Below are 13,221 nucleotides of genomic sequence, written 5' to 3'. Positions count from 1 at the left end.
CGGCCTTACTTTACGCCAGTTAACACGCCGCAATGAACCAGCGTCGGTACAATCGGCTCAGGCGTCAAACCAGCCGACAGCAAGAGCTGGCGATACTCGCCGCCGCTATAGGCTCGTCCTTCGGTAAACGAGAAGAGCGAAGCCGAATAAAGCGCGATCGGCAGCGGGCCATCAAGTGCGTCGTTCAGAAACACATCGTGGATCAGCAGTCGCCCCCCGGCCGGCAAGATCTGGGCGCAGCGGTCAACCAACTGTTGGCACTGCGGCAGATCCCAATCGTGCAGGATGTTCGACAGCAGAATCGTATCGGCCCCGGTCGGCAGCTGGTCGGCGAACATATCGCCGCTGATCAGTTCGCAGCGGTCGGTGACGCCATACTGCTGACTCATCTGCGCCGCGACCTTCAAGACTTGAGGGCGATCAAAGACGATGGCCCGCAGGTGCGGATTCTTTTGCAGCAGCGCGTGGGAATAAATGCCGGTACCGCCGCCGATGTCAAGCAGTAATTTGGCTTGGCTCAGCGAGACCGCTTCCGCCAAAGCTGGAGCGACATTTTTTGCGCGACCCGACAGCGCCAGGGTAAAGTGCCGCGCCGAGTCTTCGGCTTCCATCGCCGACTTCATTCCGTCGCGATAGATAAATGCGGCGCCGCCTGTCTCATCGTCGCCGCTGCCGAGCGGGCGATTGGTCTTCAGCAAATGGACCATCGTCAGCACGCCGGGGCTTTGCGCGGCAAGTCCAAGATAGTCGCCGCAGTCAAACGCGCCGCCGGGAACCAAATGCTCGGCTGCTAACGGCGTCAGCGTCAGTAGACCATCGATTTCGCATAGCAGACCCATGGCCTTCAATGCCGTCAACAACACGATCGCCGGACGCTCCTCTAGCTGCAGCGTTTGTCGCAACGTCTCAAAGTCCATCGGACGTTCACTGAGCGGCCCGAATAAATTGAAGTGCGCGACGGCGGCCGTCAGCAACTCCGAACCATGCATCCCTCGAAAATGCTCGAAAATGGGAGTCGGATCGGTGGTCGGACGGTTGATCGTGGATCGGCCGGTTTCGCTGGTTGGCATGCGGTGAAGTCCAAACGCTGAAAATTGGCGATGATAATGGGCCGCTGCTACGACGCGCGGATCTGTTGAATCGCTGCGGTGATCTGTTGTTGGACCGACGCATCTGGTTCGGACAGCAGCGGGATAATGGGACCGGTTTGGGCGATGCCTGCAAGTTCGGTCGCGCGATGCAGAATGCTGATCGGGCCTAGTCCGTCGCGCAGTTGTTCGAGCGGTAGAAATCGCTCGCGAATCGCTTCGGCTTGCTCCCAGTTTTTGGCTTGGATCGCTTGCAGCAGCGCGACGGAGAGCTCGGGAAAGACGCAGCCGCAGCCGGTGGTGAACCCGCCGAGGTTGTAGTCGCGCATGTGTACGATCGCAGGTTGATCACCGAGCCCGCTGAGGATCAGACTGGTGTCGACATGCTCGGTCAGTCCACGCAAGTATTCGTCTTGCGTGTAGTCTTTGCGGACCACGGCATATTTGATTGCCGAGATCAGCCCGTCGTTGACCAACGAGGTGGTGTCATCCACCGAGACCGTGCCGTCATATTTCAGATAGAGCACGATCGGTTTGCCGAGTCGTTCGACAATAGTGCGAATCCCTTTCGCGATTCCGGCCGACGAGACGACATCTCGCTGCGGCAGCACCATCGCCGTCGGAAACTTGAAATCACGCAAGATCTCGACTTGGTCGAGCATCGTGCCATAGGCGGGCCCAATCGCAGGAATGACCAGCGAGTCCTCGGCGGCCAGCTCACTGATCAACTCTAATGCAGTTCGATATTCGGAGAGCGTTAGATGATAGAAAATGGCGTTGCCGCCGTAGAGGAGGGTCGAAATGCCTCCCTGTTCGATATGGCGGATGATCTTTGCATTTTCCTGCCGATCAAGTTCGCCTGCGGCGGTGCGCGCCATTGAGGGGACGGCCCAGACAGAACGAGCAATGGTAGCAGCGGTAATGGGTTGGGTGTTCATGGCCAATGAAGGTCCTTGGTGGGAGCTGTCTCAGTAAATTTCGGGTTCCGGCGTCGCGTCGCCGTGATGCAGAAAATCAAAGTCGCAGCCGAGATCGGCTTGGGTCACGTGCTTCAGAAACATCGCGCCATAGCCGCGCGTGTAGCGGGGCTGGGGCGGCTTCCACTGCGTGCGGCGCCTGGTTAGTTCGGCTTCATCAACCAGCAGATTCAAAGTTCGCTGTTCGACGTTCAGTTGGATGAGATCTCCGCTGTGCACCAGCGCCAGCGGTCCGCCAACTGCCGCTTCGGGCGCGACATGCAGCACGCAGGTTCCATAGCTGGTCCCGCTCATCCGCGCGTCGGAGATGCGGACCAGATCGCGAACGCCTTGCTTGAGCAAGTGATCGGGGATCGGCAGCATGCCCCATTCTGGAAAACCGGGGCCGCCCTGGGGGCCTGCATTGCGCAAGATCAACACCGAATCGGCTGTAATGCCGGCCGCTGGATCGTTGAGTTGAGCTTTCAGTTGGGCATAGTTGTCAAACACGACCGCAGGGCCGATGTGATCCAACAATCGCGGCGAGGCGGCCGTCGGTTTGATGACGCAGCCTGAGGGGGCAAGGTTTCCGCGGAGGACAAACGTACCGCCGGTCGGAGAAATAGGATTGTCCAGCGAGCGAATGATGTCGGCGTCAATCACTTCGGCGCCGGCGATGTTTTGGGCGAGGTTGCAGCCGTTGACCGTGCGGCAGGAGCCGTCGATGTGCGAACCCAATTCCTTCAACAGCGCCGGCAATCCACCGCTATCAAAGAAGTCTTCCATCAAAAATTTGCCGGCAGGGCGAATATTGGCCAGCACCGGAGTGGTGCGCGAAAGCTCGTCAAAACGCTCGAGCGTCAATTCGATCCCAGCTCGACGAGCCATTGCGATGATGTGCACGATCGCATTGGTCGAGCCACCGATCGCCATGCTGGTGACGATCGAGTTATCAAACGAGGCCGGCGTTAAAAAAGAGGAGGGGCGCAGGTTTTGCAAGGCCATTTCGACCGCTCTACGTCCGGTAGCGACCGCCAGACGTGAGTGTTCGGCAATCACGGCCGGAACCGACGATGCGCCCGGCAGTGTGAAACCCATCGATTCGGCAATCGCTGACATGGTCGAAGCGGTTCCCATGGTCATGCAGGTACCGGCCGACCGCGCGATGCAGTTTTCGATTTGGCCCCACGATTCATCGCACAGATTGCCAGCGCGACGCTCATCCCAATACTTCCACGCGTCGCTGCCGCTGCCGAGCGTCTGGTCTTTCCAGCGAGCTTTTAGCATCGGTCCGGCAGGCAGAAAGATCGAGGGCCGATCGGATGAGATGGCGCCCATGATCATCGCCGGCACGGTCTTGTCGCAGCCGCCCATCAGCACCGCGGCGTCGATCGGGTGACAGCGGAGGACCTCTTCGGTCTCCATCGCTAAGAGATTGCGATAGAGCATGGTCGTCGGCTTCATCATCATCTCGCCAAGCGACATCACCGGAATTTCAACCGGAAAGCCCCCCATCTGCCAGATGCCGCGTTTGACCTCTTTTACCCGCTCGGGGAAATGCGAATGGCAAGTGTTCAGATCGCTCCACGTGTTGAGAATCGCGACGACCGGCTTTCCCTTAAAGTCTTGGTCGTCGTAGCCCATCCCTTTTAGACGTGAGCGATGCCCAAAGCCGCGGAGACTGTCAGGAGCAAACCAGCGACTGCTATTTAATTCGGGGTTTTCAGAGGATTCTGTAGGCATCGCAGGATCAATTTAACGGAGAGTCAGGTAATACATCGGGGAGTGAATCGCTAACTGAATCGGCGCCATTTTAGCCTAAACAGGTGTTCTCGAAACAGACGCCTAACCGGGTGCGGAAGTGCGGAAGTTGCGCTATTGGAGGGCAAAGAAAGAATGGAACGCGGATACCACGGATGAATCACGGAATTACACGGTAAGAGGGGAGAATTGCATTTCCCATCACGTCAAATCGGTTTACTAACCAAGCCAATTTGAAAATGCCAGCTTCCTGCACAAACAACAATTTCTGACCGTGAAACGCCGTTATTTATCCGTGGTATCCGTGTTCCATTCTTCCCTTCTCGTCGAGTAGTGCAACTTCAAATGGCAAAAGCTGGCTCTTAAACAAACGGAAAGCAGATTGCACCGACCAGCGTCGCTAGAAACGAGACGAAGCCCATGATGGTAAGCAGGACCGAAAAGGTTTTCAGCGTTTCTTGCTCGGTGAAACCGCTCATGCGGCTGATAACCCAGAAGCCGCTGTCGTTCATCCAGGGGAGCGGTTTCGATCCGCAGCCGATCGCCAGCGCCAAGTAGACGGGGTGAAACGGAAGTCCGATCTGCGTCGCGACCGGCACGACAATGCCGATTGCGGCAATCATAGCCACCGTCGCCGAGCCTTGAATCACGCGAATGATCAAGGTGACGAGAAAGGCTGTGATCAGCAGACCGGTTCCACCCACTGATGCAGGCAATGAATCAGCGATCGTCGCACCCACATTGGTTTGACGAATCATCTCACCAAAGGCGCCGCCAGCACAGGTGATCAACACTACCACGCCCCCTTCGCTGAGCGCCTGTTGAACTGATTTGCCTAAGCTGGTCCAAGTGGTATGGGGCTTTGCGATCAAGGTTAGCATCGCCAGGATCGCGCCCAACGATAGTGCGATGTTCTTGTCTCCCAAAAAGGAGATCGTCGTATTCCAGATCGGCAGCCAAGGAGCGTCAAAAGTAGGCATCCAGGTCTGATTGATCGTTTTCAATGCTAAGAGAAAGATGGGAACCACGACCGGCAAGATCGAAAACCCGAAACTTGGTAATTGGGCGCCGCTGACAGGCAGCGAATCAGGCAGCGAATTGGGTAGTGCATCACCATCAGTGGGCGTTTCGTTCGCAGCCAAGCGTAACGGAATGACCCAGCGGCGATTGGCCCAGATCATATACACATAGCCAGCGGCGACTCCCCAAATGCCGACGCAGATTCCGCCGATCGCCATCGCGCCGATACTGACATTCAGTTCGGTCGCGACAAACAACGGACCCGGCGTGGGCGGCACCAGCGAATGGGCCAGCGATCCGCCGACAATGATCGACATGACATACTTCAAGTAGTCGCGCCCAGTGCGGCGAGCCATCGCTTGCGCCAGGGGCAACATTAGGAAGAAGACCGTGTCAAAGAAGACCGGAATCGCCAGCACAAAGCTGCTGATCACAAACGCCAGCGCGGTCCATCTTTCGCCCAGCGCTTGACGAATCCCCAAGACAATTCGCTCCGCCGCGCCGCTCGATAACAAGCACTGGCCGATGATCGAGGCCATCGCGATCAGTACACCGATTTTGCCAAAGGTGTCACCCAACGCGTTGGCGACGCGGTTCATCGGGCTGGTCTGAGCTAATAGGGTTGCCTGATCGTAGATGTCTTGGGGGACGAGCAAGCGAGGGTTGAAGTTCTGCGAATCATCGGGAAGTTCCTCTTGCAGATAGGCCGACGTCGTTTCGCCTGCGTTGGTAAATCGATCGACCCAAACCAAATCCGCGGTCGACTTGGTCGGACTACTGCCTGCGCTGGTCAGGTAGTAAGCCCCTGACTGTTGCTGAAGTTGATCGCCTATGCCAGTCAGCGAGAGCTGCTTGCCGGAGACTGCGGCGACTTGCGCCGTGTGCTCGTGGTAGACGCTGCCGGTGATGGCCAGCGAAGTTGTCGCCGCCGAAACGACTAAAGCTCCAAAAAAAAGCGCCAAGAATGCGTGCAAACGTAAGAACAACACGCCGCAAACGACGATCAACATTCCTAAAACAATCGCCCACATTTTAGGAACGCCCTGTTCTATTAATACCAGCGGAAAGCGGGGATTTGCGCAGCAAGGATGGAGTCAAGGAAGGTCCGTGTTACGGAGAGACTTTATTGGCAAATCCTCATTTTTTTCGGCTACCGAAAAGTAAACAGAGCGTAGCAGAAGAGTGGAGCGCAAGCAAACAGGGGCAAAGCGAGAATGCTTGGCCGCGATCCGACCACTTTCGTTTAAGGTCGACGACGATTTTATGGCAGATAAATCGAACCGCCGCAGTGTGGCGTCGTTCAGGTTGGGGCGCAGGCAGGGTTGCTTCAGGCTGCTCGGCGGTTTGAGCGTTGGATTTGCGGTTAGCTCCAGCCTTCTAAGGGACCGGTGCTGTCGCCGAAACTTTCTGCTTCGACCCCCATGTGCCGTAGGAGCGAGACATACAGGTTGCAGAGCGGCGTCTTCTTTGCGGCCGTGATGCGGCGGTTCGTTTGGAAGGCGCCCCCTCCTTGGCCGGCCATTAGCAGCGGCAGGTCTTCTTCCTGATGCGTGTTGCCGTCTTTGATGGTTGAGCCGTACATGATCAGGCTGTTGTCGAGCAGCGAGCGGCCCCCTTCATCGAGACTGCGCATCCGATCGATCAGATAAGCGTATTGCGAGATATGCCACAGCACAATCTTTTCGTACTGAGCGCGCTCTTTTTCTTCGTTACGATGATGCGAGAGTCCATGGAAAGAGCCGTTCACGCCGTCGATGAAGCCAAAGTTACGTCCGGTCTGCGCGTTGCCCAGCATGAACGTGGAGATGCGCGTGGTATCGGTCCAAAAGGCAAGGACCATGATGTCCAGCATCAAGCGGACATGCTCTTCGTGACTTTGAGGAATGCCGGGGCCGGGACGCGGCAGGTCGAAGCGGCCTGAATTGATCCAGCGTTTTTGTGGTTTGAGCGCGGTCTCAATGCGCTTCTCGACACTGCGAACCGATTCGAGATACTCGTCCAGCTTAGCGCGATCGCCTTCGCCGACTTTGGTTCGTAACGATTTAGCGTCTTTTAAAACCAAGTCGAGCACGCTGGCGTCATCTCGCGCTAACGAATCGGCGACTGCTTTTTGATTAGGGTTAAATCCCGATACCACCGGTCCAGCCGAAGTGGTGCGAAACAAGCGATCGAACGCAAGTCGCGGGACGATTTCTTTGGGGACCGGCGTATGCGGATCTCTCCACGCGATGTGCGAACCATAAATTCGCGTGAAGCCGCCGCCGACATTGTCGACGCCGGTGTATGCGGCATCGACACCCAGTTCTAGCGAAGGGAGCGGCGTACGATCGCCGATCTTGCTGGCCAGCACCTGATCGATCGAGACGCCGCCGGTGTTGATGTCTCGACCTGACGTCCGTTCGACATAACCACCCGAGAGCCAAGCCGGCACCTTGGGCCAGTGCCCATTGCGTCCGACGGTCTGCTTGTTCCATAGGTTTTCTAGGACGGTGATTTCTTCTTTCACATCCTTCAGCGGTTGCAGCATCGGCGAGAGCTCGAAACTGCCATCCTCGGTCTTGGCCGGGTTCCACTGATCAGAGCGTACGCCGTTGGGGACAAACAGAAACGCGACCCGCTTGGGCGGATCGCTTAGCGTTTCCGAACCCCAACTGCGATGGCTCATCGACTCGAGCCAAGGCAAAGCGAGCGCCGCGCCGGTTCCCTGAAGCAGCGTCCTGCGTGAGATAGGTTGAGGCATCGCGAATCTCCTGATTGGGGGAACGGCGGAAAGCTTAGTGGGCGGCGGGCTGAGCGCTAGTCGTCAGTTGTTGATATTGAAACGGAGTACTGAGGACGATCTGCTCGATCAGCGTCTGCATCTGGTAGTCGTTTTCTTCTAGAGCAGTTACCAGCGTTTCGATGGTGCAACTGTCAGGATCTTCGAGGCTGCGACCTAATGCATAGCCTAGAACTTTTCGGCTTAAATGACGAGTGAATTCCTGTTTTCTGGCGAGCAGTATCGTTTTTAGTTCGGCCGGCCCGGTAAATTTTTCGCCCGAAGGCAAAACGCCGGTCGCGTCGACGTCTTTGCCGTTTTCGGTCTGATCGCGCCAGCGTCCGAGCATGTCGTAATTATCAAGCCCAAAACCAATCGGATCGATCAGATCATGACAGGCTGCGCACGAAGGATTGTCGCGATGCTTTTCTAGTTGCTGACGGAACGTCAGCTTGTTTTTTTCGCTCACCTTTTTCGGTAATGCTGGAATGTCTGCTGGGGGGCTGGGGACCGGCGTTCCGAGCAGTGTTTCTAGGACCCACGCACCTCGCAAGACAGGGCTAGAACGTTGCGGGTACGAGGTCACCATGTGGACGCCGCCGAGCCCCAAAAGGCCGCCGCGTTGACCGTTGCTCACGTCGACTTTACGCAGCTTACTTCCTTTGACTTGCGGCAGGGCATAATGCTTGGCCAGGCGGTCATTTAAAAAACAGTAGTCCGCGTCAAGAAACTCCAGGATCGAGCGGTTTTCTCTTGTGACATAGGTCGTGAGCTGAATTGCTTCGGCACGAAAGTCCTCCGCGAGTTCGCTAGAGTAAATCCCTTTGTACTCGCCGTTGATCGGCGACACGCTACCGCCAACTTCTTTGGTGCCGAGCCACTGACCGGTGAACGTCTCAAAAAAAGCATCCGCTTTTTCGTCTTGCAGCATCCGCTTGATTTCTGCCGTCAGCACCGGCGTCTGGTGCAGCTTTTGTTCCCGAGCTAGGTCAAACAACCGCTCATCCGGCATGCTTGACCATAAGAAGTAGGACAGCCGGGTCGCCAGCTCAAAGTCGTTGATCCGTTCCAGGTTAGCGGACGTGGGAGTCGCTTCGATGCGAAACAAAAATGCAGGCGAGACTAGCGCCCCTTTTAAAGCCAGCTTGACGCATTCTTCATAGGGATCGTCTCGATGGGCTGCCCGGTCATACAAGGCTAGCAGCGGCGCCAGATCCGAGTCATCGACCGGACGACGAAAGGCGCGCGTGGCGAACTGTCGCAGGATTACTTCGGCTGCGGCTCGGTTCTTTTCGTACTTGCCTGCTTTCGCCTGAAAGATGCGATCGTGAAACTTGGGGGCATCGGAGGGACGCTTGATGCCTTTTTCGTGCACCTTTAAACGCAGCAGTTCGACGCTCGGTTGATCGGCGGGATTGTAAAGAGCGATCGCATGAAAACCGCGACTCAGGCGAACCGTCGTCGTCAGCGATTGTTCCTTCTCCTGGGAACTAAGCGTAAAACGATCCGCAGGCAACCCATCGAGTTTGAGGATGAGTTTCAAATCCTGTTTCGCGGGATTACGCACCACCGCGGTCAACTCGTAATCACCGGCGACATAGATGACGGCGCCTGCCGCAAGCTCTTGGGCGGATTCGAGCGTGCGGACTTCGCTGCCTGGCGATTTGCCAGCCGGCAGCAGTTGGTCTCCGCTGAATTCGGCTTTTAGCGCCGGGGTAAGAATCGCGGCGTCCAAAATCTCCTGGGCCGCTTCGACATACCGTTCCATCAGCATCGGCGGCAGGAAGAGGGTTTCGCCGTTGTTGTTAAATCCTTCGCCGCCGCCGCCGTCAGTCGGAAACGTTTCGTGATATCCCAGCTGCGGGCCGACCAGATCGCGAATCGTGTTCTCGTATTCCAAACGATTCAAACGCCGCGTCGTCACCTTGCCGGCATAGGGACCAAGCTCACAGGCGGTTGCGCGTAAATGATCGTCAATCCAGTTCGCCAATTCTAATCGCTGTTGCTCACTCGGCTGTTCTTCATCCGGCGGCGGCATTGTCCGATTACGCAGCTGCGCCGCTGTACTGGCCCAGATCCCGCGCAATTGCTGCAGGTCAGACGTCGTGTTGGCTTTCAGAAACAAAATATGGTTACTGGGATCTTCCGGGTCATGGCAAGCCGCGCAGTATTTTGTGAGCGCCGGGCGGACGATCGCCTCAAAATGATCTGCTGACTCTGGTTCTAAGGCGACAGCCGAAACGATCCAGCACTGTACCAACAGCGCTGCGAGCAGAAATCTTCCGGTGTTGTGGAATGACATGGAAGCGCAGAGGGGGAATTTGCAGGGCGGGAAGGAGCGGCGTGGTGATAATTCTCATCTTAACTGTGAATCCTGCCTGAGAACACCCTCAATAATGGTGCGACAACCGTGCACATGTTCCATCGAAGGGAAAAAGGGGGCCCGCTGAGAATCCAATTTTTGCTTGATACCGCCGCAACTGCTCCGATGCGGCGGCATTTTTATCGCCTGAATGTTACTTTGGCGGTTGGCTTGATAGCAGCGTCAGCGCTTCTAGCGTCTTGCCGTGTTGCGCGTCTTGGAGGATCAAATAGCGATCACGGCCTGTGGGCGAGGGGGCAAAGACCGTGTGTCCTTGTTCGTTGATCGTTACATCGCCGGGGGGAGAGAGATCAAAGTAGCCGCGGTCCGGTCGGATCGGTTGCAGCACCGATGTCAGATCCCAGGTCGGTCGATTGTGGGGCGGTTCGACGTACAGGTTGTACGACTCGACCAGGGGGTGATGCGGGACATAGTTGTAGTCCTCGACAATACTGCGATAAGGGTACTCTAGCGCGATGCCGATCTCGTAGCCGCTCCAGAGGATTGGCGTCGGCCACTGATCCGCAAGTTTGCGTGCGGCGGCAAGATCTTTGATCACGTTGTACTCGCCGTATCGCTTACGCTCGCCGGTTTTCGCATCGGTATTGACGACGAAAGAACCTCCCATCACCGAGAGGAGGCGAACTTTTTGCCTCACCAATGCGGCTCCATCTAGCGGGCTGAGGTCATCTGCGGAAGAAGCGAGCAGATTGGCTAGATTGGTGAAAAAACCAACTTGGCAGATGACGACCGAGTGGTCATCGGCTGCGGCGAGCGTTTGTCGCAACAGGGTAACCGCATCAGGCGCTGCTTTGCCTGACATCAAATCATGTGGATAACGCAACTTGCCGTCGTCGGTCACATCGGCGAGCGAGTTGAACTTGCCCAGCTCCGGTGTCACTCCGCTGTGGCAAACGCCAATGGGGATTTCGCCGCGCCCATAGAAGGTATTGACGCTGTCGACAAACGCCGCCGCTGCTGGATTGTCTTTGGTGATGGTCACGGCCAGCAGTTGGCATTCGCCGCGAGACTGTAGTGCGTGAATCATCCCGAGCGCCAAGACGTCATCGCAGTCGTTACCGATATCGGTATCGAAGATCAGCGGAACCGGTCGCGGCGGTGATTGAGCAATCGCGGTGGAAACGAGCGCTATTAACAGCACGAACGATAAAGTGACGCCAGCAAAAAATTTCACGGTGGGAGATCCCTTCGCGCAAGCGGATCGAATTGTGGAGGAGAACGTGGATATCCTATTTTACACGGCGAGACGCGCTTTGCAGCCTTAACGCCTTATTATCGAGAACGGCATCAATCTGTCTGAATCAAACAGAAACGTTTACCCAGCCCCAGACGCGAGTTCAGAAGGGGAGAGAATACGGATTTCACAGAGATAGATGGCCTGAAAAAAGAGTTCGATTTACGGATGCGACGGGCTGCGGAGATTCTATTCGGCGATCGTAATCGACTTCAACCGAATACGACGCTCATTGACCACGACTTCCGCGACCTCTGCGAAATCGATCTGTTGGGCAAGTTGTGCGATGTCGCCGCTGTAATGGAGCTCTAAGATGGCGTACTTCATGTTGCTGCCTGAACGACTTGCGTAGCCTTGAGTTTCGAGCTGACTTTCCAGTCGACTGACGATTTCCTCGACTTGGGTAGAGCTAAACTTGGGAGCTTCGAATGTCACCATGTTGTCGGCGCCGACCCGATCGCGAAACGAAGAGCGCTGCGGGGGACCTCCAAAGCCGGGGCCACCCATTCCGTTTGGACCCGAAGGAAAAGAGTTTCCGGCCTGGTGCGAGTTGACGACAGGCCCTTCGCTGGTATCGCCACGAGGCCGGGTGGGGCCGTTTTGTAGTTGCTGCGTGATTTGGTCGCGAGCATGTGCGTTGGCTCCCCGAGCGAAACGTGCAGCCTGGCTATTCAAGGACGGGTCATTCAGTTTAGCGGCCAGATCGTTCGCTTCGCGGCGATCCCAAACTTCGGCGTAGCGAGTCTGAAACTCGTTGTCCAGTTCTTTCTGTATCTCTGCCGGAAGAGAGTAGGTCGCTTTCAGTCGTTCGTCCAACGTCCGTAAACGCTGAGTGAGTCGATCCAACCCCTCGATGTATCGTTCGACGTCACCCGTCTGCGCGACCGAAATTTCAAGCTCCAGCTGCGCTTCGTTGATGATTAAGAATTCTGTTTGCAGTTCTCGTTGTTTGATCAGATCGCCGGCAGTGGATCCGCTACTGACCTTAGCCGGCGGAGTAGTCGGTTGGGCAGACGCAGTCGATTGTGTAGGCGCGGTCGGTTGCACAGGCGCGGTCGGTTGCACAGGCGTAGACGTTACGGTAGCCGATGCCGGAGCGGAAGGTGAAACAGGCGCAGGATCAGAAGTAGATGCTGGCGCAGGCTTTGGCAACGCGACCGTTTTGCGCGGCTTGGCCGCCATGGCCGCCGCACCGATTTCGGCGTTCGCTTCCATTAAATCCAGCACTGCATCGGACAATGCCGCCGATTTATAGATGCCGAGATCTTTGAAGGCTGCTCGCATGCGAGGCTCCATCGGTCTTGTGCGACTCTTTGCTTCAATATCCAAGCGAGCGAGCTGTTCCTCTGTGAGCTGATATAGACGACCAGTCCGTTTCGCTAGACTGCGCGTCCGAGTCGTCAGCGATTTGACCTTTTGGACCAAAGCGGGAATATCGCTCTCTTGCTTCACCGCTTCGGCAGCTTCGATCAGCTCGACCCCCAGGTCGTACTGCTCATTAATGATCTGCTGATGGGCGGCGTAGTCGGCTTCGGCCAGACGTTTCGCCGCTTCTACGGGATCCCGGTTCCCCAGAAAGGAAACGACGACGATTCCTAGCACGACCAACATTGTCACCGCCCCACCGCCGATCGCGATGATCAGCCATGGAACGGACGACTTGGAAGCTTTCTTGCGCGGGATTGCCGCCAGGGGAGATGCACCGAAGGATGAGCCGCCTAGCGGATCCGAGCTCGCCGCCGAGCTGATCAAATCACCAAACGGATCATCGTCCGCTACCGGAGGCGATGCTGTTTGCGCAGCGACTGGCGCCGCTTTGGGTTTTGCCTGCATGACTTTGGCGGCAAATTTTTGACCGCACTTTTTGCAGGCGACCGTCTTCCCTTGCACGTCAGCGCTGGCTACCTGGTACTTGGCTTGGCAATGAGGGCAAATAATCAGGAGAGCGTTCATGTGGATTGGGATGGGGGAGAGAGGTGACCTTCCGGCAAAAGTATAGCCGCTCGGCCGGGGGGATGCGA

The 13,221-nt window shown here is 56.7% G+C and carries 8 protein-coding genes; all 8 read right to left on the bottom strand.

Annotated features, from left to right (window positions below; genetic code table 11):
• Window positions 1–5: 5 nt before the first annotated feature.
• Entirely contained in the window at window positions 6–1,070 is a 1,065-nt protein-coding gene (locus SH421x_RS16185) for a methyltransferase (RefSeq protein WP_488850430.1), read from the bottom strand.
• Between the two features lie 47 nt (window positions 1,071–1,117).
• Window positions 1,118–2,026: a dihydrodipicolinate synthase family protein gene (locus SH421x_RS16180; RefSeq protein ID WP_488850428.1), complete on the bottom strand. Its 909-nt coding sequence runs from the start codon at window positions 2,024–2,026 to the stop codon at window positions 1,118–1,120.
• Window positions 2,027–2,056: 30 nt separating this feature from the next.
• Entirely contained in the window at window positions 2,057–3,787 is a 1,731-nt protein-coding gene (gene araD / locus SH421x_RS16175) for an L-arabinonate dehydratase (RefSeq protein WP_488850426.1), read from the bottom strand.
• A 380-nt stretch (window positions 3,788–4,167) separates the two neighbouring features.
• A complete protein-coding gene (locus SH421x_RS16170) occupies window positions 4,168–5,856 on the bottom strand; it encodes a GntP family permease (protein ID WP_488850424.1) in 1,689 nt (562 codons plus the stop codon).
• Window positions 5,857–6,188: 332 nt separating this feature from the next.
• Window positions 6,189–7,565, bottom strand: a complete 1,377-nt coding sequence (locus SH421x_RS16165; RefSeq protein WP_488850422.1) for a DUF1552 domain-containing protein — start codon at window positions 7,563–7,565, stop codon at window positions 6,189–6,191.
• A gap of 34 nt (window positions 7,566–7,599) precedes the next feature.
• Entirely contained in the window at window positions 7,600–9,885 is a 2,286-nt protein-coding gene (locus tag SH421x_RS16160) for a DUF1592 domain-containing protein (RefSeq protein WP_488850420.1), read from the bottom strand.
• Window positions 9,886–10,099: 214 nt separating this feature from the next.
• On the bottom strand, window positions 10,100–11,140 hold the full coding sequence (locus SH421x_RS16155; RefSeq protein WP_488850419.1) for a nucleoside hydrolase: 1,041 nt from the start codon (window positions 11,138–11,140) through the stop codon (window positions 10,100–10,102).
• Window positions 11,141–11,389: 249 nt separating this feature from the next.
• Entirely contained in the window at window positions 11,390–13,153 is a 1,764-nt protein-coding gene (locus SH421x_RS16150) for an MJ0042-type zinc finger domain-containing protein (RefSeq protein ID WP_488850418.1), read from the bottom strand.
• Between the last annotated feature and the right edge of the window lie 68 nt (window positions 13,154–13,221).

The sequence above is a fragment of the Blastopirellula sp. SH421 genome (genome assembly GCF_057808535.1).
Note: the sequence above shows the minus strand (reverse complement) of the source record. Positions and strands in the feature narration are given on the sequence as shown.

Coding starts and splice junctions, on each gene's coding strand:
- SH421x_RS16185 (WP_488850430.1), bottom strand. CDS start 1,070: ATGCCAACCAGCGAAACCGGCCGATCCACGATCAACCGTCCGACCACC.
- SH421x_RS16180 (WP_488850428.1), bottom strand. CDS start 2,026: ATGAACACCCAACCCATTACCGCTGCTACCATTGCTCGTTCTGTCTGG.
- araD (WP_488850426.1), bottom strand. CDS start 3,787: ATGCCTACAGAATCCTCTGAAAACCCCGAATTAAATAGCAGTCGCTGG.
- SH421x_RS16170 (WP_488850424.1), bottom strand. CDS start 5,856: ATGTGGGCGATTGTTTTAGGAATGTTGATCGTCGTTTGCGGCGTGTTG.
- SH421x_RS16165 (WP_488850422.1), bottom strand. CDS start 7,565: ATGCCTCAACCTATCTCACGCAGGACGCTGCTTCAGGGAACCGGCGCG.
- SH421x_RS16160 (WP_488850420.1), bottom strand. CDS start 9,885: ATGTCATTCCACAACACCGGAAGATTTCTGCTCGCAGCGCTGTTGGTA.
- SH421x_RS16150 (WP_488850418.1), bottom strand. CDS start 13,153: ATGAACGCTCTCCTGATTATTTGCCCTCATTGCCAAGCCAAGTACCAG.